Below are 23,566 nucleotides of genomic sequence, written 5' to 3'. Positions count from 1 at the left end.
ATTAAATAGATATTGATGATAAATTCGTCTATGGGCATCTCACAACTCCATTGTATTCTTGGTCGAAAACAATAGATTAGTGAGGTGCTCTTCTTTTTTCAATCACTTTCGAAGTTGAGAGTGGGGTGACCTATATAAGGTCTGCTATTTGTAGATGACCTTATCATAGGATAATAAGTATGCCTATATAGAAAACGTGACAACATCGCTAAAAACTCTACTGCATTCTTCTTTGGACAAAATATCTCATGCTAAAAATAAGACGCCCACACAACATACTGCGAGTAACAACCCCAATATATTGATGCGATTGAGTCGTTCTTTAAACACCCCTACACCGATCAATGTCGCCACGGCAATGACACCCACATTCATCCCCGTGAACACAATACTGGGTGAATCGTGCAGCATTTGATGAGCCCTGACATAAGCATAAATATTACCCATGTTTAGCGTGCCAAGTAGCAACCCAGCGACAATGGCGTCTCTTTGCCAGCGCACCCGAGTAACGAGTAGATAGATGAACAACAATAGACCTGCGACACCAAAGCTCACAAATAGTGTCAACGGAAAAGCAGTGCCCTGCTTGGCAATTTGCTTAAACAAAATATCGATAATGCCGTAACCCGCCCATACACCGAACAACCAGAGCGGTGTGTATTTTGTTTGCTTGGGAGTATCTTGTTGCTGTGGTCGATAAACCAGTGCTCCTAGTGCCAAAAATCCAAGTACCAATCCAAGCACACGAGTACCTGTCAGCACCTCACCAAATAGCAAAAAAGCGGCAATGATCGGAATAATAAGTGATAAGCGCTGGGAGGCGTCCGTTGCTACCATTCCCACCGCCTCAATAGCACGTCCGAGAATGATAAATACGGATGGCAGTAAAATGCCAAGCGCAATGATAATACCCCAAGCATTATCAAGCGCATGTATGGCGCCAACATCAGGGTTCAATAAAAACCAAGTCAATAAAAAAGCGACCGGATAACCCGCGACGATGGTCTGACGAATATCCATATTTTTTTGGCGTAGTATTTTTAAAAGTACTGAGACGGCGACGCTACATAACACCGCAATGGTTAAATACATCATAGCTTCTACCTTTTGGATTTCGATATCAGGTGTTTATGGCTCATATATTGGCAATATAGTGCTAAGCAAGTCGCTTTTATCCAGCTGATTTTTGGAGAAATATTATTGTAAAGACAGTATTTGAATGTCTAAGAAAGTTGAGGTCTAGAAGGTAACAAAATATATTTTCGACAGCAATCTATTTGTCATTATCTCTACAGTTATCATGCCTATCAACGCTGCATTAATGAGTTTCATATTTGGCAAATTACAATTTACTGCATGCCTGATTGCCAAGTTTTGCTAAAATACCCTGCTATTTTATTAACATAAGTAACGACTCAAAACCGCTCTGGTTTGACGTATTATTGCCGCCTATGAACGCTCTATTTCGCTTTTTCGAATCCCGTCTCCCCGCCTTTCCTGAAACGCCTATGCCATTACCTCGTAAGGGGTTATTGAGATTTTTGTGGGCCTGTACGCATGGTCTGCGCGGCTGGCTGTTCTTATTCATGATCCTCTCCGCTGGCGTCGGGGTCTATGAAGCCATGCTGTTTGCATGGATTGGTAACTTGGTGGATTGGCTGGGTGCTTATACCCCGCAGACGTTGTGGGCAGAAAAAAGCGATATGCTGCTGCTAATGTTTGCCGTCTTGATTCTCAGTCCTTTTTGGATTGCCATGTCCTCCTTGATACATTTTCAGGTCATTCAGGGTGTGTTTCCGATGCAAATGCGCTGGCGTTTTCATCGTCGCATGCTTGGACAATCCATGCAGTTTTATCAAGATGAGTTTTCAGGACGTGTCTCAGCAAAGGTGATGCAAACTGCACTTGCAGTGCGTGATACGGTGATGACCATCACGGATATGATGATGTATGTGGTGGTATATTTTGTCACTACTGGAGTGATTTTATTTAATCTGGACAGCTTGCTGCTCATTCCATTTGCGGTTTGGTTTGTGCTGTTTGGGCTTGCCATGTGGTACTTTATTCCAAAGCTCAAACGTACGGCCATTGTGCAAGCAGATGCCCGTGCCTTGATGACCGGGCGCATCACCGATGCTTATGCCAATATCATGACCGTCAAGCTGTTTAGCCACTCGCAGCGCGAACTGGGTTATGCCAAATACGCGATGAATCAGTTTTTGGGCACCGTACACGCACAGATGCGCTGGGTCAGCTATCTTGAGGTCGTCAACCATGTCATCAGTGTGACTCTGATTGGCTCGACTGCAGCTATTGGTGTGTATTTGTGGCAACAAGGCGATGTTGGTGTTGGTGCGATTGCCGCAGCGACTGCTATGGCGCTGCGTTTAAATGGTTTGACACACTGGATCATGTGGCAGACCACCAGCTTGTTTGAGAGTATCGGTACGGTACAAGACGGCATGCGTACTCTATCAGCACCGCAAAAAATCGTCGATAAGCCTAATGCGAAAACGCTGACGGTCACCGACGGTCATATTGTCTTTGATCATGTCGATTTTGGCTATGAAGATGATGCTGGCGTTGCCGATGATGAAGGGGCGCGTGTCGATGAGGCAAAAGCCGCAGCTACTGCATTGGCAACCAATCGCGTCAAACTGTTGGACGACTTTCATTTGGACATCAAACCAGGTGAAAAAATTGGTCTGGTCGGACGTTCAGGCGCTGGTAAATCAACCTTGGTGAATTTACTACTACGCTTCTTTGATGTCGATAGTGGCAAAATCTGTATTGACGGACAGGCGATTGATGAGGTCACCCAAGAATCATTACGTCAGCAAATTGGTATGGTAACCCAAGACACCTCACTGTTGCACCGCACCATCCGTGAAAACATCGCTTATGGTCGCCCCGATGCTACTGACGAAGACATCATCAAAGCCGCTAAGCAAGCGCAAGCTTGGGACTTTATCAAAGACTTAAGCGATGACAAAGGCAATACTGACCTTGATACTCAGGTCGGTGAGCGCGGCGTCAAACTCTCAGGCGGTCAACGCCAGCGTATCGCCATCTCCCGCGTAATGCTCAAAAACGCACCAATTTTGCTGCTTGATGAAGCCACGAGTGCCCTTGACTCTGAAATCGAATTTGCCATTACTGAAAGCTTAAACGACATGATGACTGGCAAAACCGTCATTGCCATTGCCCACCGTTTATCGACCATTGCGGCACTGGATCGCTTGGTGGTGATGGACAAAGGGCGCATCATTGAACAAGGCAGTCACGAGGCACTGCTCGCACGCGATGGCGTCTATGCTAAATTATGGCAACGTCAAAGCGGTGGTTTCTTAGGTGAAGACAACTAAGACCCATCAAAATAAACCACAAGGAAGTGTTTATTTTATGGAAGCATTTACAAACAGCATCAATCTTGATGATAAAAAAGCACGTTACTATACTCTTAGCCATCTCAATCAGTCAGTTCAAATAGATAACCATCGCCGCACAGCAGCGCATTTTTATGGTGGTAATAGTTTCACCGTTGGCACCTATACGCCATTGCTAAATGAGCTGGTAACTGAGTTTGATATCAGCTCACTTGCCCTACGTGGCTATTGGTATGACAAACCGCAAAGCCGTCGTCTGACGCGTGAGCAAGATGCTGACCTGCTTATTGAGTTTTTAGAAAAAACACAAGATAAGCCTGTCGTCGGTATCGGACATTCACAAGGCGCAACCGCCACAGCCATGGCAGCAGCCAAACGTCCAGAGCTGTTCTCGCGGCTTTATCTGATAGAGCCTGTCACATTCACTAAAAACCAAGCCACCTTGTATAATCTATTACCGCGCTCTATCCTGCTGAGCCGTGAGCCTTTCAAAAGTACAGTAAATAGGCAATCTACGTGGCCGAGTGTCGATGCTTATTATGAAAACTTGCGTGCGCAGCGTGCTTATAGACGCATCAATGACGAGCATTTGCAGGTATTTGCCGAACAGAGCTTGAGCAAAAATCCAAATGGAAGCTACAGCTTAATTTTTGCTCCAGAGCAAGAGCTGGCCAACTATTTCAGCGCGCCTCATATCGATGCCGCACTCAAAAAACTGCGCTGTCCTTACACGCTGATTACCGGTAAGCCTACTTTATTCATCAATGATAAGGTAAGACAGCAATGGCAAAAATTTGTGCCTGATAGCAGCATAATCTCCTTGCTAGACTATGGTCACCTGCTGCCAATGGAAGCGCCCAAACTGTGTGCTCAGATCATTCAAGAGCATTATCAACGCAGCAAATAATGAGAGATAACTATTGATCTATGACTGACCTTTTTGCGCCTGCACCCACAGATAATATATTGCCCTATGATGGTGATGTAAACGATTTAGGCATAGTCATAGACGATGCCAGTGTCCTCTACAATACATTGCTAAATGAGTTGCCTTGGCAATCAGATATGGTAACGTTGTTTGGTAAAACTCATGTGACGACTCGCCAAATTGTCTGGATGGGAGACACGGATGTAGATTACCAGTATTCAGGGCACACGCGAAAGACAGTTCCATGGTCAGATACAGTGTTCCACGTGAAACAACATGTAGAAAAATCTTTGGCAAAAATGGGTATTGAGGCGCATTTTAACACCTGCTTGCTTAATTACTATCCAACTGGCACTGATGGTATGGGCTATCATGCCGATGATGAAAAAGAGCTCGGTCATCAACCAATCATTGCGTCTTTATCCCTTGGTGCCACGCGCAAGTTTGTCTTTAAGCACAAAAAAACCCAAGACAAAGTCGCGCTTTATCTTGAGTCTGGTCAATTAATTGTCATGCACGGTAATACACAAACCTTTTGGAAACATACTATCACTAAAACAAAGACTGTCGATACTGGACGAATCAGCCTAACATTTCGGCAAATGCTTGCACGTTAAAACTGCCATGGTCATGTTGAGTAAACGATTACCTATGCAAGGCGATCTAAAAAACGTTCACGGTAGCATTGATGCGCCGCTTCGCAGACATTGGCCGTATAGTTGGCATTAACACCACCTGCCACTACTGCACCCACCGCAGGAATGATTTGCGCTGCTTTCGTTTTGACCATATTGGTCGCCACTTTGGTTGCTGTTTGGCGCAGTACCCGCGACATGACCTCTTCATTAATCTGATTAAATGCCTGCGTTTTTGGATCTTTAATCATCGCACGGGTATCATCCAGTGCTGCTTTGCGCGCTTCAGCAGAGGCAGAAGTAGCCACCGCCAACAAAGACATGGCAAACAACTGCTCGCCTTTATCATTCATGTCAAAGCCATAGTAAGTCGCATACTCTCCGATAGCGCGTAGATTGGCAGTGATAAGACCCATTACATCAGCAGGAATACCTACCCAGCCAACCACACCTGTCGTCACACCTTGCGCACTGGTGAGCGCGACATATTTACTTTTGAAAAGTTTGACTTGTTTATCGACAACTGCAATTGGTACATGTTTGATATCAGAAAGCGTCTTGATTGACGAGCCTTCAATATTAGTTTCCTCTTGATAGCTCTCGATAACGTCTTGAGTGTTCAATGTCCAATTGGCGGCATTACTCAAAGTACTGATGGTTTGCTCAGTTGCTTTTTTTAAAGAATCGCCAAATTGTGGCACATCCATTAGTGCATCACCTGCCGCGATAATAGGTGTATTAAGTGCCGCAAAAGCTTTGTCCAAAATGCCTTTATCAGGGTTTTTCCATGCTTCTATTTCTTTACGCACTTGCGCTTCATAGGCGACATGATCCGTGACTTTTTCGTCTGTTTTTTTATTTTCTGTATCTTTATTCTCAATGTCTTTATTCATAGTCATATAACATCCTTTGTTATTACTTCATTTATCAGTGTGTCTCTCACTATCCTACAGCAGACAACATTAGAGAGTAGGCCTGTTGTGTTGTCAGAGACACCATTCTTGTAGAGTTTTATGAAGTACGTAAAGGATCCTATGATTTCAAAAAAAACAGGTGAGCGCCTCTTATTCAGAAGCAGCAAGGACGATTTTACCGAATGCATTGCCCTTTTGTAATTCATGATGAGCGGCCACAACCTCAGAGAGTGGATATATTTTTTGGATTTTCAAGGTTAATTGACCGTCAGCGACTTGCTGTAAAACACGCGCCATATCGTCACCACTACGCTGCGCTTTATAACCTGATACTTCTAGGTTTTTCTCTTTGCCAGCTTCTTTGAGTTTATCGACCCAAATGGTTGGCAACACATTCACGCGCGCGCCCGATCTGAGCACACTCAGCGCGCGAACACCTGCTTCATCGCCAACTAAGTCAAGCAGCACGTCGGCTTGCAAATCAGGAAACGCTTCATCTTTGGTATAATCAATCCAGCCTGCCAGCTTGTCGGTATCGATAAGCTCACCGAGCTTGGCATATTTTTCTGGTGAGCAAATGACGGTGACCTTAATATCATCACGACTCACCTTGTCCATTAATAGCTGTATTAATAAGTGACCGACGCCGCCTGCTGGTGCATTGATTACGACATGCTCACCTGCTTGAATGTCAGCAAAATCTATAAACTGTATCGCCGTTTGTCCGATACATGGCAATGCCCCTGCTTGCTCTAATGTGACATTCTCTGGCACTTTCGCAAGCATTTTGGTGTCTACCGCCACATATTGCGCATAGCAACCACCAGTAAAGGTCAAGGCGGCAACGCGATCTCCAACAGCGAACGCATCGCTATTACGACTAACCACTGTACCTGATACATCAAATCCTAAAATAGCAAACTGGTCGTTATCGAATTTTTGTTTTTGGATATTTTCTGCGCCCCAGCCTTTGCCTTGGCGGGTCTTATAATCGACAGGGTTGATACCGGCGTAGGCGACTTTGACCAATACCTGATCGTCCTGTAATTCAGGGATATCGACACCATCCTGATATATCATTACTTCTGGTTCACCGAATTCACGTATTAGTGCAGCGTGCTGGGTATTGGGGAGTTGAGGTTGCTGATTGTTGTCATTAGTAGCTGGCGTTGCCATTGCAGAATATCCTTATATTTTATTTATTAGGGCATGGTTACTATTTATCTTACGTTAGGTGACTATTTCATAAGGGACGATTTTAGTCGATAGGATTTTTGCTAAAAAAATGTTTTAGTCTCGATAGATTATCAAGGCAGTGTATCCGAGCAAATCATCACAAAGTATTAAGAAAGTATTATGGCAGCATCAGTTCTGCACTAATCGGCAAATGATCCGAGAGTGATGACCACGGCTTTCCACTATGTACCCATGCGTCTTTGACGACCAAATTACGCAGATAGATACGATCTAGGCTGAGTACTGGCAGTTTTGCTGGAAACGTCGGTAGCAATTTGCCATGACAGTGTTTAAATGCTTCTATCATGCCAAGCTCAGTAGCCAGTTTGTCGCAAGACATTTTTTTCCAATCGTTAAAATCGCCTGCCAAGATGAGCGGTTGATCAGGTGCAATCTCATTTTTTACATAATCGCTGATAGCCTGATATTGCTTGATACGATCGCGCTCAAATAAATTTAGATGCGCGCATAGCACCACGACTGGCCGCTCCCAACCGATAGGCTGCACTTCACAATGTAGGACGCCGCGCTGCTCCAGCCTATTGACGGTAATATTGACATTGTGTTTTGGGTCTAGCGGGAATCGGCTTAATACGGCATTGCCGTGATGACCATTCTCGTATTCTGAATTTTTTCCATAGCTATTTTCTAGATCTAAAAACTCGCCAAACCACTCATGCTGAGACTGATTAGGGTACTCATTGTATTGCATGTTGCGTTTGAGGTTTTGTCCCTGAACTTCTTGTAGACACAATATATCCGCACCCACAGTTTCTAGCGCTTGAGCAATACCTTGCATTTTCACCTGACGGTTTAGGGGTGACATGCCTTTGTGAATGTTATAGCTGGTTAAAACAAAAGAGGTGGTAGTCATAAAAAGGTCGATAAGCAAATGAATACGCTACTGAGTATAACAGCAGTCGTATTTATCAGCAGCAGTTAATCAAATATAATCGGTAATCGTCTTGCTAAATGAGACTGATATCGTATGACGCGGTCATGCACAATAAAAAGAATACATAACCGTGGCACGGTATCACTGACAACAGTGATAATTAGTAACTATATGATTTTTTAGCCGTTAATATTAATGATTGATCTGCTGATCTTTTTTATCCAAAGGTACCATACGCGGGATATCTGGCATCTCAGCCAAAGCAGGATCGAAGTCCGGCTGTGGCTGCGGATTGTGAACGATATTGTTGATACGAGCTTTCAATTGCAAAAATTGGCTGTCCGTGACGATATCAGGGTCACGTGGCCGTGCAAGTGGTACTTCGATAATGTCTTGCACCTCACCGGGATTGGCTTTTAATACCACAATGCGATCTGAGAGCAGCACTGCCTCGTCCATATCATGCGTGATAAACACAATAGTAATGTCGATATTGCGCCAGAGATCCAGCAGATGCTTTTGCATCTTTTGGCGAGTATACGGATCAAGCGCGCCAAAGGGCTCATCCATGATGAGTACTTTGGGTTCATTGATAAGCGCTCGTGCAATGGCGACACGTTGCTTCATGCCTCCTGACAGTTGATGCGGGTAATGGTTTTCGTATTTGCTCAGACCCACGATATCCAACCATTCACGGGCGCTACGCTCGGCGTTTGACTTGCTACGGCCTTCCATGATGGGGCCGAACATGACATTTTGTTTGACGGTTTTCCAAGGAAATAAGGTATAACCCTGAAAAACCATGCCACGACTGGCGCTGGGACCTTTGACCACTTCTTTATCAACGATTACCTCGCCACTAGGATAAGCGTCCAAACCTGCAATGATGCGCCCTAACGTCGACTTGCCACAACCTGATGGACCAATCACGCAAACAAACTCACGCTCATGAATCTGCAAACTGACATCTTTTAGGATTACCTTTTTGCTGCCGCCCTGATCGAATGATTGCGTCAGCTTATCTACCTGTAATATCACATCTCGCTGATAGAGCGCTTTGAAATACTCATCAGTCGTACTGTGAGAGTTGGCGTGAGCCTTGTCTACCGAAGCACTATTTATTGAAGCACTATCTACCGAGCCTGAAGCGGTCATATTATTAGTCATCATTTAAATACTCGCTTTCCATTTGAAGAGTTTTTTACCAAGCTGGTATAACAATATATCTGTTCCCAGCCCGATAAACCCAATGAGAAGAATACCTGCATAGACATTATCGAATTGCTGATAACGGGCTTGTTGGACGATGAACCATGTGATACCTGATGTCGTCCCTATCAGCTCAGCGACAATCAGATATGTCCATGCCCAGCCCAATAGCACACGCAAGTCTCGATAAACATCAGGCAGTACGGCAGGCAGGAGCACATAAAAAAAGCTTTTGAGCTTGGTAGTACCAAGGGTATATCCCGCTTCAATCAAGCTAAGATCCATCGTACGTGTGGTATTGGCAATAATCAAAATCTGCTGAAACAATGTCCCAATCACGATGATGGCAATTTTGGGACCATCGTAAATACCCAGTATGGCGACCGCTAACGGGCCAAACGCAGGTGCTGGCAGGTAGCGAAAAAACTCGACAAAGGGCTGAGTAATCTGAGCGATTTTTTGAGAAAACCCACACACTAGCCCTAGTGGGATTCCAACTATTGATGAGAGAAGAAAAGCAATAAATACGGTACGTATACTTTGCCAAAGGCTCTCATGTAACCACGGACCATCCGCTTGCGCAGGCGGCGTGACAAAGGCGGTAAACATTGCTGTAGCCACCTCGTCAGGCGCTGGCAGATAGATTGGGTTGACCAGTTTGCCTTGCGGGGGCGGTGTGTCAGATGCCATCGCGTCCTGCGCTTCTTGATAAAATACTGACCTATCAATGCGACTGCCTTCTTGCAGATAAGTGCTCACACCTGCCTCAGTGATTTCAACTTGCGGATGCCAAATAAAGGGCAGATAGCTGACCGCGCACCATAATAAGATTGGAATCAAAAATGAGAGTACATTGAGCCCAAGCTTGGTTTTCTTGGTGAGATGTTTATTGATATGACTCATGAGCTACCCTCTAAGATGATGATGACGACACAGTAACTACTAGATTAAATATCGCTTAACCTTACTGAGTAATTAGGTTGGGATAGATCAATTTATCGATATCTAGCTGTTGATCATAAATCTGATTGTCGATATTGAACTGGTTAACGTGATAGCTTGAGCCATAGATAGAGCTCAACGCATCAGACTTTTCAAAAACCTTTTTATTGTCTTCTAAGCTCATCAGCTTCGTCCCATTCAAAAAGTCTTTATATTGTTCAGCAGGGACGTTGACCTTGCTAGACATAATGCCAATCGCATCCTCTCTGGTAGCAGGATCATTGATATAGTTAACGACTTTGCCCCACACTTGGATAATTTTGGCGTACTCAGCTTTGTGTGCAGATAAACTGGCGGGACTGACCGCTAAAGTGTCATAAATAAGCCCCGGCTTGTCCGCTGAGGTATAGATAGCCTTTGCGCTCGGTACGTTTTTTAGCGCTTGATTGGCGTTGGGCTGCCAGATAGAAACTGCATCAATACTGTCATTGGTGAAAACTTGTGGCAGCTCGTTGGTGGTGGCATTCACCAGTGTCACGTCCGCTTCCGTGAGGCCGTTGTCAGTCAGCGCACTATTGAGCAGTAGATGATCAACCAAGCCTTTTTCAACCCCAATCGATTTGCCTTTTAGGTCCGCTATGCTCGTGATACCGGGCTTTGCAATGATCTGATCATTACCTGCCGAATAGTCATTGACCAAAATAATAATGCCTTCACTACCACTCGCAGCGTTGACAAGGTTGTCGCCATTGGTCACAGAAATGGCGTCTAATTGGTTGGACGCAAAAGCAGATAACGAGGCCGAGTAATCAAACCACTTAAACTCAACATTTACGCCAGCTTCATCAAACCAGCCTTTATCAATCGCAATCTGCCACGCTACCCAGCCAGGCCAATCACTGTAACCGATAGAGATTGGATCATCATTTGCGGCGGTGACTTTTTCTGGTGCCGCCTCGCCTTCAGGTGCGGATACGGTGGCCGTGTTGTCACAACCAAATAGCATAAAGCTTGAGAGAACGGCAAAAGTAAATAAGCGTCGATTCATGAGTCTTACTCCTTGAATATAGACAGTCTCATTATGAGAGTGTCTGCTGATAAGTGTTTGCGATGCCATTAGGGAAAATGACATGGCAAGTGCTGCTGTTTTAGATCATGCGTAAATTTGTGCGTCTACTATCTACTCTAAACAATAGGTTCTGACTGCTTGGCGATGTACGCCCTCCAGCCACCAAATAGGGTCACATCGGTACTGCCTTCAAAGCCATATGGTTCGCAAATAAAGCTTTTCACCCAGCGACCGTCTGCCAGCTCAACGTTGCCGATACCTAATGGCGCAGGTACCTCGTTAACGATTTCGCCAAACCTTGCGGTAGGAATACGCCAGACTTCTACCTCGATGGCGCGTCCGTCGTTATGGCGCATAAGTCCTGGTTTGGCAGGTGTTGCTCCTGCTAAGGCAAATAGCTGATAGGTCGCTGCCGTTTGAGTTTGTTCGGACAATACACCGCCGCGATCGGTCAGCTGATAGTTGAGCGGCATACCACTCAAATGCGCCCCAACCACTGCTAACTCCACACTGCTATCATTAGAAAATACGGTACTAAGCGGTATAAGCGATGGCGATTTAGTAGTTTGAGCTGGTTCAGATTGATAGTGATGTTCTAACGTACCCATCGGTATATCGAGAGCGGTTTGCCACTGATGACCGAAATTGGCCAATGCTTCATCGTGCCAAGCGGGCGCAATTAAGGTGATGCCGCGTGGTAATCCATCATCCGCAATCACATTTGGTAAGGCCAATGCCGATAAGTCAGCCAAATTCACAAAATTGGTATACGCGCCCATGTGACTGTTCTTGGTTAACGGATCCGCGTTGACTGCATCGATGGTATAGATGGTCGGTGCGGTAGGAACTATTAAGGCATCGAACTCAGACAGCACTTGCTGAATTTGGCGGCTGAGTGCAGCGCGCGTATACTCAGCGCTCATCGCATCAACGGCGCTATAGTTATCGGCTTGGCTAATGATTTGACGGGTAATGGGTAGCAGCTCATCACGCGCCACAAGCTGCTCGACTGCAAAGGTACGTTCACTGACCCAGCTATCGTTGTAGAGGGTATCCGCTAACGCATCAAAAACTGTAAAATCTATTGGCGTGACCTCGTAACCCATGGCTTGTAACTTTGAAATAGCCAGCTCAAACGCTTGCTGTGACTGACTGTCACCATAGAATGTTAGGGTATCAGGAATCGCGACTTTGCCAAGGCTAAAGGCAACTGGCGCAGTGGCAGGATGGACGCGGCTATAATCATCCTCTGCATCGTAGCCTTTCATTATCTGAGCTACTTGCCATGCGTCATCAACGCTAAGCGCAAAGATAGAGATCACATCATGCAAGCGACAAGCTGGAATGAGACCAGTACTGGAGAACCAGCCTTTGGTTGGCTTCAAACCTACAATATTGTTATGCCCAGCTGGTACTCGTCCAGAGCCTGCCGTATCTGTGCCTAGCGCAAAAGGTACTACTCCATTGGCGACACTGACGGAGGAGCCTGAGCTTGAACCACCACTGATATAGTCGGGATTAAAACTATTGCTCACGGCACCATAAGGAGAGCGCGTCCCTACCAACCCTGTGGCAAACTGATCGAGATTGGTTTTACCGATAACGATAGCGCCTGCAGCTTTAAGCTTGGCAATCACATGCGCGTCGTTCTCAGCCAAATACAAAGGCGCTGTATATCCTGCCGTGGTATGAAATCCTGCCACATCGATGTTATCTTTCACGGCAAACGGTATGCCGTATAGCGGTAAGTCTTTGGCATTTTGCGCCGCGATACTTTCAATCTGTGCGGTAAGTTGATCAGGCGTTGCAATTTCAATCCAAGCGTTGTCATCATTGTCGATGCTTGCCACGTACTCTAGCAAGTCGCTGAGCTGAATGTGACCGTTGCAATAGCCGCTTTGCCAATCGTTAATCGTCCAATTCTTTTGCATGAGTGTTCTCTCTTATTCTCAAATATGATTGTCGGTATTTTTTGAATATCGACCAGATGCCTTCTTACAAAACCTGCTAGATCGCGATGTCTGTTACCTGCGCTTCGTTAACAGCAACGGGTACCAGTACAAATAAAGGCTGCTCGGGTTTCACCGTCATGCCAATCTCAATCTCGATACTCACGACCTGCATGGCAACAGGTGAGACAATCGGTATCTCAATTTTCATCGCTTCTATGATCGCCAAAGTCTGGCCTTCATTGATGACATCACCTACCGCACAAGAAATCTTCCAGACGCTACCCATCATGTGAGCGTTCACGACCATGCCGCCTTCGGGCACGGTGATATCTGATAACACCTCCACTGTGTCAATATTGTCGCCAATATACTGATCCAGCCCTTGTTGTTTCCAGCGTTGTCGTTCAGCATCAAAGTTAGCCTGCTGCTGATCTTTAAATGTCTGAATACTGTCTTTGTTCTCATGTAGCATGTGGTAATAATCAGCCAAATTGAGCACAGAATCCTCGACCTCAATCGCCAGCTCACCTGCCTTAAACGCCGCTCTCATGGATAGCAGTGCTTCTTCGCTGACTTCATAAAAACGAATTTGATCAAAAAATCGCAGTAGCCAAGGTTTTTCAGCTTCAAAACTTGGATGCGAGCGGTAACGATTCCAAATTTGTAGCGTCCTACCAACAAACTGATAACCGCCTGGGCCTTCCATGCCATAAATACACATATAAGCACCGCCGATGCCCACAGCGTTCTCTGGTGTCCATGTTCTGGCTGGATTGTATTTGGTCGTGACCAAGCGATGTCTCGGGTCGAGCGGCGTGGCAACAGGCGCACCGAGATAGACATCGCCGAGTCCCATGACGAGATAGCTGGCGTCATAGACAATGTCTTTGACCGCTTGAGCAGAAGCCAAACCGTTGATACGTCTAATAAATTCGATATTGTCAGGGCACCAAGGCGCATCAGGATAGACCAGTTGCTGGTATTTCTCCGTTGCCAGTTTGGTCTGTGAGTCCGCCCATGTCATGGGGAGATGGACGATTCTGGAAGGTACTTGCATGTGCTTGATATCGGGTAACGCGTTTTCTGCGTCTTTGAGCATCGCTAGTAGGTCAGTTTGTGGCAATTTTAAAGAGTGGTAATGCACCAACAATGAGCGAATGCCCGGGGTCAAATCGATGATGGCATCAATCTGCTGCGCTTGTAGCCACTCCATTAATGCCTGAACGCGAAAACGCAATTGCAAATCAAGCACCTGCTCACCATATTCAATCAGCAGATAACTGTCGCCTGCAGGACGGTAGACCACTTTGGGCTGATCACCATCGATAGGTAATGTGTCCAATATGGCTGTCTGTAAGGTGGTCTCATCTGCCGTGATGGGTAAATCATAATCCACCAAATCACAGTGATCAGCACGCAGCATATCGTCATAGCGTTGATGGAGCTTTGCGGCTTGCTCGTAGTTGATAGGGACGAACTGTACTCGATCACCCGCTTTTAGCTGGCCCATTTTCCAACGCTCACCGGCGACGATGACGCTCAAGCAAACAAATCCGCCTAAACTTGGACCATCAGGACCCAAAATAATCGGCATGTCGCCAGTAAAGTCAATCGCTCCAACCGCATAGGCATTGTCATGGATGTTTGATGGATGTAACCCCGCTTCACCGCCATCTTCACGCGCCCATTCAGGTCTAGGCCCAACCAGGCGGATACCAGTACGGCTAGAGTTGTGATGCACCTCCCATTCATGTCCAAAGAACTGCGTCACATCAGCATCGGTAAAGAAATCTGGCGCGCCATGTGGCCCATACATCACCGCGATTTGCCATACCCCATCAAACTTTGGTCGCTGAGCAATAGGTAATACGTTGATATCGTTAGCTATGTCATACTGTTTAATCGGTAACATATCGCCGATGAGCAAGTTACGACCAGCGTGTCCACCAAACCGACCTAAACTGAAGGTCGCCTGACTGCCCAAATATTCAGGGACCCCTATACCTCCTTTGATTGCAATATAGCTGCGACAGCCTGAGGTGATATTGCCGCAAACAAGCGTTTGACCTTTATTCACTGTGATGGTTTGCCACATTTGCTGTATTTCACCATCCAGCGTACATGCCATTTCACCGCCTGTGATGGCGATTTGACTGTCACAATGGAACCGCAGTGTCGGTCCCGTGACCACACACTCAAGACCTGCGGTGTTAAATGGATTGTCCAAAAGCTGATTGGCCGTGTTGAGGCTCAAACCATCTATCGCCCCTGATGGTGGTACGCCCACATCCCAGTAGCCCTGACGACCAAGCACATCTTGTACGGCCGTCTGTACGCCTGACTGTATCACTTCGATTTTTTGGCTAAGCCAAGCAAAGGTATTCAAAAACCGAGTCGTTTGCGTACCTTCACTAAACGTCTCTGAGGCTACGATCTGCTGCAAATACTCGAGATTGGTTTCAAGACCTGCCATGCGTGATGCCGATAAGCTTTGACTCATCTTTGCTAGTGCTTGCGTGCGGTCAGGTGCTGTGACGATAATTTTTGCCAGCATCGGGTCGTAAAAGGCTGATATCTCGCTACCCGTTTCTATCCAAGTCTCAACCCGCGCTGCTGTATCAAAATAGGCATCCGTCAAAATACCCGTGCTCGGCTGAAAGCTTTTGATAGGATCTTCAGCATATAGACGAACCTGAATCGAATGTCCTGACGCCTGTAATGGCAGTTCTGGCAATAAAAACTCGCCTGCTGCCAGCTCAATCATCCAGCGCACCAAATCTACCTGATAAATCTCTTCGGTAACCCCATGCTCAACTTGTAAGCGGGTATTCACTTCCAAAAAATAAAACGCTTGGGTCGATACATCCATCACAAACTCAACGGTACCAGCAGAGCGATAGTTGACCTGCTGCATCAACTGGGTTGCCACCTGTTGCAGGTTTTGTCTTTGTGCATCTGATAATAGCGGCGCTGGCGTCTCTTCAATGACCTTTTGATTGCGCCGTTGGATAGAGCAATCACGCTCACCCAAAGTGATGATATTACCTGCCCCGTCACCGAATACTTGAACCTCAATATGACGAGCATGTTCTACAAACTTTTCAAGATAAAGACCGGCATCACTAAAGTTACTTTGCGCCAAATGATGGACAGAATCATAAGCATCTTTTAGCTCAGTCTCATTCCAGACTAGGCGCATGCCGATACCACCGCCACCTGCCGTACTTTTTAGCATCACAGGGTAGCCAATGCGCTCAGCCTCACGTAATGCTTCGTCTATATCTTGTAGCAGCTCGCTACCTGGTAACAAGGGCACTTGACTCTCAATGGCGAGCTTACGAGCCGTATGCTTGAGCCCAAAGCTAAGCAGCTGCTCAGATGTCGGCCCAATAAAAGCGATACCAACCGCTGCACAACGATCACAGAAGGCAGCGTTTTCTGACAAAAACCCATAGCCAGGATGAATGGCCTCAGCACCTGAATCAATCGCTGCTTGCAACACTTTGTCCATATTCAGATAGCTATCGCTGGCAGGACCAGACCCTATTTTTATGGCCTCATCAGCCTGACTGACATGTAGTGATCCGCGATCTGCGTCGGTGTAGACGGCGACTGAACCGACACCCATTTGTTTTAAAGTGCGTATGATCCGGCAAGCAATAGCACCGCGATTGGCAATCAATACTTTTTTAAACATCACAATTTCCTCAGCTTTCTTATTAATATGTAGTGTCGTCTTATTTAAAAACGTCTCACTTACTCATAGACTACAAGCTCAATTGGCGTGGGGTTATAGCCATTGCAGGGATTATTGAGCTGAGGACAGTTTGATATGAGGACAATCATGTCCATTTGAGCGGTGATATCGACATATTTACCAGGCGCTGAGATACCATCATCAAATGCCAAACTACCATCGGGCGTGATAGGAACATTCATGAAGAAATTGATATTTGGACCAATATTACGTAGGGTCAAACCATGCTTTTGAGCAATGGGGTGCGTCGCTAGTGTGTGCATAAAGTTATTTCGACAACTATGCATTGGATAAGTATCATGCGCGTAACGCACGGTATTACTCTCGCATGAGCATGCTCCGCCCAAGGTATCATGGCGACCACAGGTATCATCTGTGATAGTGGCAATGACGCGCCCTCTGTTAGTGAATAGCTGACTACCCATCTCCAAAAATAGCTTTTGATTTTGTGCCAAAGTATCCGTAGCACTATAACGTTCAGCCGTATCAGCACAGCTTATAAACAACGTATCTACTGCCTGATTGCCTTCAGTATCTATAATGCGCAAAGTCTGGTTTTGTTTGACCTCTGCCATCCATCCTTCTCCAGCAGCACAAATTTCACGCAGTTTAATTTGCTTGAGATCAATTGACGCTGAATTTTGCGTAGATTCTTTTTTATTCTTGATATCATTGTTAGTTGTCATGGGTGTGCTCTCTTATCTTAGTTGGTATGACTGTTTTTAAACGTGATGGGGCCAGATATAGGTTAAACGGATCTATATAAAAGCGTTTTTTCAGTCAAAAATTAGAAATTTATAATTACGGAATTATCTTATGCGACTACTAAACATAACGTTGACTAAGCATTCTCATAGTCACCAAAATAGCGAGCATTATTCTCGAACCCACGCTGGTTTTGCGCGCAAGAATCACGGCAGATATCAAACTCTACCTTTGGTACGATAGGTGCTGCCTGCTGAATGGTTAACTCAATGTCAGCCGGATCATAACTATCTGAAGGATCAAGTGGATGCGGGGCATTACAGATGAATACTAAGCAATTCATCTCAAACCGCAGGGCAATAGATTGGTTGGTGTTGTCAGCAGCGATATAAGATAGCTGCCCTTGTAAATCAGGGGTGACTTTGGAAAACAGATTGACAGTTGCCGTAAGGTCGCTCTCATTCAGGGCAAACTTCGACATCTCTGTCAGTAGCCCATCCAAACCGTTTTGATAGCGCTCATTACGAGCATCTTGGAAGGTTTTTTTACCATATTGTTTGCTGATCATCGCAGCGGTGCTAGGGCCACAAATGGCATCATTCCAGCCATGGTCATCGCTGATAATAGAAGCCATCACTCGCCCCATATCGGAGTAAAGTACGTGACCTTCAGATAAATATAGTGTGTGCTGTGCTTTTAGGCTGTCTGGCATATTGAAGCGCTCAAGCTTCTCATCAGCATTGACCACATATAGGCTAGCATTGGCATTGGCTGCCAGTGATTTGAGCGTTAATACAGTATTTTTATTGATTCGACCGCACCAATGATGGCTACCTGGTAAAGGCATGGTGAAGTGATCTGAAGACGAACTATCGGTAGTAGTGATTGAAACGGATGACATAAAAAACTCCACAGTTATGAGCTTAAGTGATCAGTGTCACTTAGAGTCTCCCGGGCTTTTATCCCTCCGTGTAGTTCTTTCGAACCGCCATCTCTCGGACCAGTCATATAGTGTGGGAAAACGTGCTTCCTCTACTGTATCGGAACCCTAGACGGCATTTTTTTAGCTCTTAGATTAGTAATAAACGGTAGTTAACCTTGTATTATCTACAGTGCAAGCCTTATGCCAGCCAAAATTCATCACTATTAATTTATCTGTTATTTTTCGCCAAGAGTGAGATTGGCGTACTGAAAAACTTGCTATATCGGTCGCATTTTTTTCCAGAAGAAAACATCCTTTTAGCTCTCTTATAGACTGATATGTATAGGTTTTACTAAATATGAGCGCGATTGATGTCATCTCAAAAATAAGAGATCAGTATGGTTCGTAATATTAAGTTAAGTGAACCATCAATTGATTAATAGACAAATTAAAAAGCGCACTATCATAGAACATCGTGCACCATAATGATAAATATCGCTCTATTCTGAACCTTACAAAACTTACGTACGCTCACTTCTGTCTTGTGCCATACAAATACCAGACATTAAAAAAGCACTGGTTCATATTGAACCAGTGCTTTTTATTATATTTATACGGTATCAATGACTTGATTTATAATTCATTTAATCAAGTGACACTGATCAGGACATGACCCAATTAGTAGCGAGTAACCAACGCAATCGGTTGATCTTCACCCATAATATCTTGTGGCATAAATACAGCCTCACCACCATTATGGATAACATGCTCGATGATTTCACCGATTGCATCATCAGTCACGCCTTCTGCGCTAGCGTCGCTTGCAAGGCTTAAAGTTTGCGCTTTTTCATCAATTTTGGCAGATTGGATATAGCCACGACGTACATAGAGAGTCTCGCCAGCACCTTGGAATGCGCTACGATATACTTCCTGTAGATCAGTCTGCAGCATATTCGCACCGCGGGCTTTATCGATTTCGCCTAGAGCAGCATGATGTAATGATGTACGATATTCTTCTACCGCTTCTTGTACACTATCAACGATATGTTGAGCGCTTCCATCTTCTAAATTAGTGGCATTTGACACGGTAGCAATGATGTTGTCTGGACGATCACAGACTTCTTTATAGTAACCGATGTTTTTGGCGTCACCAACGATCACGAGTGGCATTTTATGCTCACCCCATAGCTCTTGTACGCTTTTATCGACTTGATTAAAGTATTCTTTTAAGTGGCTGCTTTCATTATTCGATGAGCGATCTGACCCACCGTCACCTGTGGTATATAGCCCATTATTCTCAACAGGGAACTGGATGTTTTCCATGTTATTTTGTATGTCATCATCTTTATCAAATTCTCTGATGACGCGATCATTTGATGCTTCAATCAAACGAGAATTATCACGGGTTAAGACGACTGTATAGTAATGTACCGCACTGGCCATATCACGCACCAAATCACGGGTAGCAAAGCTGTCTGATATCACGACGCGCTCTGTCGTATCAATTGGCATACGGACGATTTGCACATCATCTGTACTAGCAAATATCGCTAAAGTATCGAGATTATAGTTATGATTTAATTCTTTAGTCTTTGCATGGATGTTGTCTAAGATGGTCGTCGCTGTGCTCTTATCATATTCTTTGTTTAAGCGATCTTCGACAACTTTCAACTGATTTTTTAGAGCGATAGGATCTTGCTCGTTGGCTGGATGTGCTCGGTGAGTCTTAACAAAGATACTTACCGCTGGATTTGCTTTGGTTTCACGTAAGCTTTTAAGAGTCGCTTTCATATATTGCTCCTTGTTTTATTATCATTTACTTTCGATTTTGTACATTCTTTTATGAGTACAATGTCATGGCATCTTGCCTTATCTCTTACTAATAGCAGCTCTGATCATTGTCGGTAAACAACAAATCATGCTATCAATTCATCAATAGTTTTTGTCCATGCTTTATCCATACACCTGATCGGCGTACAATTTTTGAATTCCTTTATATTGATGCTAACAGCTACCCCTCATTCGCTATAGGGTTAATTTGCAAGCAAATGATAGCGCTTTGTAAGTAGAGCAATCTGTATTGTTAAAGATTTATACTATCTCAGCTTACTACATTATTTGTCGTTTCCTTTGAGCATTCACTTTTAGTTTATAAGTACTCAGGTTGTATTTTGACTAAATGAACCCATCTTTTATATAACTAAATATAAATTTCAAATGGCGCGAATCGTAGTACGTCGCAAAGTTAGCTCGTATCAAGCGCGATTTAAAAGCTACGTTTGCCGAATGTTTTTTTAATAATAATCATTAATATCGGATACCTTTATGACTATTCCTTCTTCAGATTTGCGCCTTGTTGATTTTACCAATGCTGCGCCAAGTACATTACAAACCCAAGTCATCAATGCTATCGACGATGCCAATAGTTTTTTAGATAACTTGACGGCGGTGGCTGACAATGGTACTGACACTGCAAAATTAAACGCTGAGCAAGCATTATCAGATGTCATGCAGTTTGATCATATTAATCTAGCGTTAGATCGTAGCTGGGGAGTCTTATCGCACCTCAATGGCGTGATGAGTAACGATGAGATTCGTCATGTCCACCACGAGCTGCTGCCCAAGTTGTCGGCTTACGGAACACGGGTTGGTCAACATCAGCCACTTTTTACCCGCTATCAAACGATCGTTAATGATACCGAGTTTTTTGCGGCACTTGAGCCTGCACGTGCGCGGGCAATTGAACTGGCACTACGTAGCTTTGAGTTATCAGGGGTGGCATTACCTAAGGCGGAGCAAGAGAAATTTGCTGCTATTCAAAGTGAGCTATCTACTTTATCTGCGACATTCTCAGATCATATCTTGGATGCAACCCAAGCCTTTGCATTACCTTTAGAAGAGAGTCAGCTAAAAGGCTTAACAGAGAGCGGTTTGGCGTTATTGGCAGATGCAGGTGAGCAGTACAAGGCTCGTGAGCTTGCTAATGGCACCCTGAGTCAAATCGATATAGACGCGCTTCCGACGCCTTATTATGTCGCAAGCTTGAACATTCCTGTATATCTAGCGATCATGACTCATGCGGACGATCGCAGCCTGCGTGAGACGCTGTATCATGCTTATGTCACGCGCGCCTCTGAATTTGATACGCATACCAATGCTAAAGGTGAGTCATTAAACAATGCCGACATCATGAGCCAAATTCTCACCTTACGTGAGCAAAAGGCCAAATTATTGGGCTTTGATAATTATGCTGAAGTATCTCTATCGACTAAGATGGCAGACAGTGTCTTAGAAGTAGAGACATTCTTACGTGACTTGGCGGCCCAAGCGACCCCAGCCGCGCAGAAAGATTTAGCACAGTTACAGAGATGTGCGCAGGACTATGGCATTGATGAATTGCAACCTTGGGATAGCGCCTATATCGCTGAAAAAGTTAAACAAAGTGAATTTAGCTTGTCGCAAGAAGAGATTCGTCCTTACTTCCCACTGCCAAAAGTGACTAGTGGTTTGTTTGCCATCGTCGAACGTCTATACGGTATTACAGTACAAGAGCAAAGCTATGAGGGTGCAGATGGCCATTCTGTATCACGCTGGCACGATGATGTACGCTTTTATCAGCTGTTTGACGCTGATGATCGCTTGATTGGCGGGTTTTACTTTGACTTATTTGCGCGCAGCGGTAAGCGCGGCGGTGCATGGATGAGTGGTTTTCAATCTCGTTACAACTATGAGGAACAAAACCATCAGCAGCTACCTGTTTGCTTCATGGTTGGCAATTTTACGCCCGCACTTGATGGCAAGCCTAGCTTATTGACTCATGACGAAGTGTTGACCTTGTTCCACGAGTTCGGTCACGGCTTACATCATTTGTTAACTCAAGTGACGGTCGGTGATGTCGCAGGGGTCAATGGCGTCGAATGGGATGCCGTCGAGCTTCCTAGTCAGTTTATGGAAAACTGGGCTTGGGATGCTGAAGGCATTGCCCTTATTAGCAGTCATGTCGACACTGGTGAGCCATTGCCTAAAGACAAACTTGATGCGCTATTGGCTGTCAAAAACTTCCAAAGCGGACTACAAACGCTGCGCCAGATCGAGTTTGCATTGTTTGATTTGCTGATTCACGCCCATACACCAGCACTTGATTATGAAGGTATCTTGACGACACTAAATGCCGTGCGTAGCGATATCGCTATCATGCAAACACCTGATTATAACCGCTTTGCCAATGGCTTCAGTCATATATTCGCAGGTGGCTATGCCGCAGGTTATTACTCGTATAAATGGGCTGAGCTGCTATCAGCTGACGCGTTTAGTAAGTTTGAAGAAGACGGTATTTTTAACCCAGCAACGGGCAAAGCTTTTCGTGAGTCGATCTTGTCTGTTGGTGGCAGCTTTCCAGCCAAGACCAATTTTGAAAACTTTCGTGGCCGTAGTGCAAGTATAGATGCGTTGCTACGCCATAATGGTTTCACTGATGCAAAAAATACTGATGCTGCCAATGCTCAAACGACACGCGAGGCTATCTAAATGCGCTATCAGTCATCAAGCCCTAAGCGTCGATTTTTAGCAGGGGTGCGCTGTCCAAAATGCCAAGAAATGGACGCTGTGGTGCAGGTAAATATTGTCACGCCAGCGCCAGATGAATACATCGAATGCACAAAGTGTGGACATTCGGAACATCGCCCTGACCCTGATGCCATCAGCGCCAAAAACCATCTTGAGGATCAGCTTGCTCGCGATGCCATGACAACAGGCACCAGTGGTACAGTCAAGTTCAAACCCTAGTTATCCAGTGTTGTTTCTATACTACCACTTAAACAACTCACTATTTAATACTGACTTAAGCCTATCTATCAATAGATAGGCTTTTTATTTTGAGTTTGCTATAGTAACCCCAGTTCGGGATAAGCCACATTGTAACTCATTGATACTATTTATAATGTTGCTACCTGTCCCTGCTGAGGCATGTTTTTGATGGTGGGCTTATAGGGAAACCAGCAATAAGCAATCAAACCC

General features: G+C 45.0%; 17 protein-coding genes and 1 riboswitch. Of the genes, 5 read left to right on the top strand and 12 right to left on the bottom strand.

The window, feature by feature from the left end; translation table 11 throughout:
• Nucleotides 1–246 precede the first annotated feature (246 nt).
• Complete coding sequence (locus JMX83_RS13250; RefSeq protein ID WP_201602643.1) at nt 247–1,095, bottom strand: DMT family transporter; 849 nt, start codon at nt 1,093–1,095, stop codon at nt 247–249.
• A 356-nt stretch (nt 1,096–1,451) separates the two neighbouring features.
• Between JMX83_RS13250 and JMX83_RS13245 the strand changes: the two genes are divergently transcribed.
• The 3 genes from JMX83_RS13245 to JMX83_RS13235 are packed head-to-tail and all read left to right on the top strand — an operon-like array spanning nt 1,452 to nt 4,931.
• Nucleotides 1,452–3,365 carry an ABC transporter ATP-binding protein gene (locus JMX83_RS13245; RefSeq protein ID WP_201602641.1) on the top strand — a complete coding sequence of 638 codons (1,914 nt, stop codon included), beginning with the start codon at nt 1,452–1,454 and terminating at the stop codon, nt 3,363–3,365.
• A 37-nt stretch (nt 3,366–3,402) separates the two neighbouring features.
• On the top strand, nt 3,403–4,293 hold the full coding sequence (locus JMX83_RS13240; protein ID WP_201602639.1) for an alpha/beta fold hydrolase: 891 nt from the start codon (nt 3,403–3,405) through the stop codon (nt 4,291–4,293).
• Between the two features lie 20 nt (nt 4,294–4,313).
• Complete coding sequence (locus JMX83_RS13235) at nt 4,314–4,931, top strand: alpha-ketoglutarate-dependent dioxygenase AlkB family protein (RefSeq protein WP_201602636.1); 618 nt, start codon at nt 4,314–4,316, stop codon at nt 4,929–4,931.
• A 32-nt stretch (nt 4,932–4,963) separates the two neighbouring features.
• Here the strand turns inward: JMX83_RS13235 and JMX83_RS13230 are convergent, their stop codons facing one another.
• From JMX83_RS13230 to JMX83_RS13180, 11 genes are all read right to left on the bottom strand, one after another.
• On the bottom strand, nt 4,964–5,848 hold the full coding sequence (locus JMX83_RS13230; protein WP_201602633.1) for an EcsC family protein: 885 nt from the start codon (nt 5,846–5,848) through the stop codon (nt 4,964–4,966).
• A gap of 165 nt (nt 5,849–6,013) precedes the next feature.
• On the bottom strand, nt 6,014–7,039 hold the full coding sequence (locus JMX83_RS13225; RefSeq protein WP_201602631.1) for an NADP-dependent oxidoreductase: 1,026 nt from the start codon (nt 7,037–7,039) through the stop codon (nt 6,014–6,016).
• Nucleotides 7,040–7,217: 178 nt separating this feature from the next.
• Nucleotides 7,218–7,973, bottom strand: coding sequence for an endonuclease/exonuclease/phosphatase family protein (locus JMX83_RS13220; RefSeq protein ID WP_201602629.1), 756 nt, complete (start codon nt 7,971–7,973; stop codon nt 7,218–7,220).
• Nucleotides 7,974–8,186: 213 nt separating this feature from the next.
• Entirely contained in the window at nt 8,187–9,164 is a 978-nt protein-coding gene (locus tag JMX83_RS13215) for an ABC transporter ATP-binding protein (RefSeq protein WP_227675869.1), read from the bottom strand.
• Nucleotides 9,165–10,106 (bottom strand): ABC transporter permease, encoded by a 942-nt coding sequence (locus JMX83_RS13210; protein WP_201602627.1) that lies wholly within the window; start codon nt 10,104–10,106, stop codon nt 9,165–9,167.
• Between the two features lie 61 nt (nt 10,107–10,167).
• Complete coding sequence (locus JMX83_RS13205; protein ID WP_201602625.1) at nt 10,168–11,193, bottom strand: ABC transporter substrate-binding protein; 1,026 nt, start codon at nt 11,191–11,193, stop codon at nt 10,168–10,170.
• Nucleotides 11,194–11,330: 137 nt separating this feature from the next.
• A complete protein-coding gene (atzF, locus tag JMX83_RS13200; protein ID WP_201602623.1) occupies nt 11,331–13,145 on the bottom strand; it encodes an allophanate hydrolase in 1,815 nt (604 codons plus the stop codon).
• Between the two features lie 76 nt (nt 13,146–13,221).
• A complete protein-coding gene (gene uca, locus JMX83_RS13195) occupies nt 13,222–16,863 on the bottom strand; it encodes an urea carboxylase (protein ID WP_201602621.1) in 3,642 nt (1,213 codons plus the stop codon).
• A gap of 59 nt (nt 16,864–16,922) precedes the next feature.
• Nucleotides 16,923–17,609: an urea amidolyase associated protein UAAP2 gene (locus JMX83_RS13190; RefSeq protein WP_201602618.1), complete on the bottom strand. Its 687-nt coding sequence runs from the start codon at nt 17,607–17,609 to the stop codon at nt 16,923–16,925.
• 155 nt (nt 17,610–17,764) lie between these two features.
• Complete coding sequence (locus JMX83_RS13185; protein WP_201602615.1) at nt 17,765–18,529, bottom strand: urea amidolyase associated protein UAAP1; 765 nt, start codon at nt 18,527–18,529, stop codon at nt 17,765–17,767.
• A 45-nt stretch (nt 18,530–18,574) separates the two neighbouring features.
• Nucleotides 18,575–18,691, bottom strand: a riboswitch (guanidine-I (ykkC/yxkD leader).
• A 537-nt stretch (nt 18,692–19,228) separates the two neighbouring features.
• The gene (locus JMX83_RS13180) at nt 19,229–20,341 is read right to left on the bottom strand and encodes an AOC03_06830 family ribosome hibernation factor (RefSeq protein ID WP_201602612.1); all 1,113 of its coding nucleotides are present in this window, start codon (nt 20,339–20,341) and stop codon (nt 19,229–19,231) included.
• A gap of 534 nt (nt 20,342–20,875) precedes the next feature.
• Between JMX83_RS13180 and JMX83_RS13175 the strand changes: the two genes are divergently transcribed.
• The gene (locus JMX83_RS13175) at nt 20,876–23,077 is read left to right on the top strand and encodes a M3 family metallopeptidase (RefSeq protein WP_201602609.1); all 2,202 of its coding nucleotides are present in this window, start codon (nt 20,876–20,878) and stop codon (nt 23,075–23,077) included.
• Nucleotides 23,078–23,335 (top strand): YheV family putative zinc ribbon protein, encoded by a 258-nt coding sequence (locus tag JMX83_RS13170; protein WP_201602607.1) that lies wholly within the window; start codon nt 23,078–23,080, stop codon nt 23,333–23,335.
• The last annotated feature ends 231 nt before the right edge of the window (nt 23,336–23,566 follow it).

This window comes from Psychrobacter piscatorii (genome assembly GCF_904846415.1).
Taxonomy (GTDB): Bacteria; Pseudomonadota; Gammaproteobacteria; order Pseudomonadales; family Moraxellaceae; genus Psychrobacter; species Psychrobacter piscatorii.
Note: the sequence above shows the minus strand (reverse complement) of the source record. Positions and strands in the feature narration are given on the sequence as shown.